Below are 2,488 nucleotides of genomic sequence, written 5' to 3' on the forward strand. Positions count from 1 at the left end.
GCCCCGGACGGCGGGCTGCCGTCCGGGGCCGTTCCGTACCCGTCCCCTGATCACATCCGCATGCGCAGCCGGCAGACCACCGCGTCGGTGTGCCGCCGCAGGGCGCGGTCGATCACGGCGCCGCGCCGGTTCTGGAGCGCCCGCTGCCACCAGCGGGCCGGCTCCACCTCGGGGATCAGCACGGTGAGCCGGTCGTAGGCGTGCTCCGCCCCCAGCTCGTTGACGAAGTCGGCGATCGGCCGGCCCAGCCGGCGGTGGACGTCCGGGATCTCCACCAACGGCACGCCCGGCCGCCACAGCTCCCAGTCCCGGCGCAGCGCCTCGGCGGCGGCCGGCTCGTGCACCACGGTCACCGCCATGACCTCGTCGCCGAGCGAGAGCGCCGCCGACAGGCCGTCCCTGGTCAGCCGGGTGATCGCGGTCACCGGGACGACGACCAGGCTGCGCTGCCTGGTCACCGGGCCGGGCACCCGGCCCAGCTCCAGCCGCTCGCCGATCCGCCCGTAACTGCGGTGGACCGCCTCGAACAGCACCACCAGCAGCGGCAGGGCCACCACGATGCCCCAGGCGCCCTCGGTGAACTTGGTGCCGGTGACGACCAGCGCCGCGACGCCGGTGAGCAGCGCCCCGAAGCCGTTCAGCGCGGCCTTCCACCGCCAGCCGGACGGCCGGTGCAGCAGCCAGTGCCGGACCATGCCGACCTGGCAGATGGTGAAGCCGACGAACACGCCGATCGAGAACAGCGGCACCAGGCTGTTGACGTCCCCGCCGGAGCCGGCCAGCAGCGCCGCCGACACCGCGGCCAGGAACAGCACGCCGTACCGGTACACCTGGCGGTCGGCGCGCAGCGCGAACAGGTGCGGGAGGTGGTTGTCCCGGGCGAGCAGGTCGAGCAGCACCGGCAGCCCGCCGAAGGAGGTGTTGGCGGCCAGCCCGAGCAGCACCACGGTGGCGAACTGGACGACGTAGAAGCCGAAGCCGTGGCCGAGCGAGGCGTCGGCGAGTTGGGCGAGCACGGTGACGCCCTCGACCGGCTGGAGGTGGAAGCGGCCGATCAGCACGGCCAGTCCGATCAGCATCACGCCGAGCAGGGCGCCGAGCGCGACCTCGGTGTGCTGGGCGCGCTTGACCCGCGGAGTGCGGAAGGAGGGGACGGCGTTGGCCACCGCCTCCACCCCGGTCAGCGCGGAACAGCCGGCCGCGAAGGCCTTGAGCAGCAGCAGCGCGCCGACGGTGGTGGCGTTCTCGGCGAGCGTCGAGGCGTGGCCGGCGGCGGCCGCGGTGCTGGCCGGGGCGTCCCGGAACAGGCCGACCACGACGATCGCCAGGATGGAGAGCACGAAGACGGCCGTCGGCGCCATGAACCAGCGCGCCGACTCGGCGATCCCCCGCAGGTTCACCGCGGTGACCAGCGCGAGCACCCCCAGGCAGAGCCAGACCCGGTCGTCGTACAGGCCCGGGACGGCCGAGGTGAGCGCGGCGACGCCGGCGGTGACCGAGACCGCGACGTTCAGCACGTAGTCGACGACCAGCGAGGCGGCCGCGGTCAGCGCGGTCCGGCGGCCGAGGTGCGCCTTGGCCACCGCGTAGGCGCCGCCGCCGTCCGGGAACGCCGCGATCACCTGCCGGTAGGAGGCCACCAGCACCGCCAGCAGCAGGGCGATCGCCGCGGTGACCGGCAGCGTGAAGCCCAGCCCGTACGCCCCGGCGGCGGCCAGCACCAGCACGATCGACTCCGGCCCGTACGCGACCGAGGCCATGGCGTCCAGCGAGAGCGCGGCCAGCCCGCCGAGCGCGCTGAGCCGGTGCCGCTCGTCTCCCGCTCCGGTGCCAGGCGGCTCGGAGTCGGCCGTGACGGCCGGGGTGGTGATGGCGCTGGACATCGGACGGGACCTCCGCAGTCGGTAGTTGCTCCGATCCTGCGGTCCGCGCGCCCGTCGCCCGCCGGGCCCCTACGCGTTCCTGACGCCGCCACGAGCGGCCTTGACGCGCCCTTGACGCGGCCGTCACGCCGCGTCGGCCTCCGTCGGGTGGCTGTTGGCGGGGGTGGGGCGAGCCGTTTGTCCCGGCGGTCGCCGGCTGGGAAGACGATCAGCTCTGTCGAAGGACTCCCACCCCCGGGCCCCACTCTGCTGCCTGGCACCCGTAATTGCAAGCAATGTGCAATAAGTCGGCCCGGCGCCCGCCCTCCCGACTCCCCGCTCCCCCGCCCCCGGCAGGGCCGCCCGGGCAAAACGAAACAGCCCCCGATCCGCGTTTCCGCAGATCGGGGGCTGTTTCTCTATCCTGTGGCTGGTGCAGGGTTCGAACCTGCGTAGCTTGCGCGACAGATTTACAGGCCGCTGACCAGACGTGCCCTGACCTGCGGACTCTTGATCCCGGGCCCGATCTGGTCCGCCACTGGTCCGGATCATGATCCCGGAACCCCCGACCAACCCACCCCCGCGAGCACCCCAAGGGCCGGGCTCGGGCAGCGACTCCGCTGCCC

1 protein-coding gene is annotated in these 2,488 nt (G+C 73.8%); it reads right to left on the reverse strand.

Annotated elements, in window-relative coordinates; genetic code table 11:
• Positions 1 to 50: 50 nt before the first annotated feature.
• Positions 51 to 1,883 carry an APC family permease gene (locus ACFRQN_RS40495; RefSeq protein ID WP_074003983.1) on the reverse strand — a complete coding sequence of 611 codons (1,833 nt, stop codon included), beginning with the start codon at positions 1,881 to 1,883 and terminating at the stop codon, positions 51 to 53.
• Positions 1,884 to 2,488: the final 605 nt, after the last annotated feature.

Source organism: Kitasatospora sp. NPDC056800 (assembly GCF_042789775.1).
Classification (GTDB): domain Bacteria; phylum Actinomycetota; class Actinomycetes; order Streptomycetales; family Streptomycetaceae; genus Kitasatospora.

Excerpts from the sequence above, each read along its gene's own strand:
- ACFRQN_RS40495 (WP_074003983.1), bottom strand. The coding sequence starts at position 1,883 with ATGTCCAGCGCCATCACCACCCCGGCCGTCACGGCCGACTCCGAGCCG.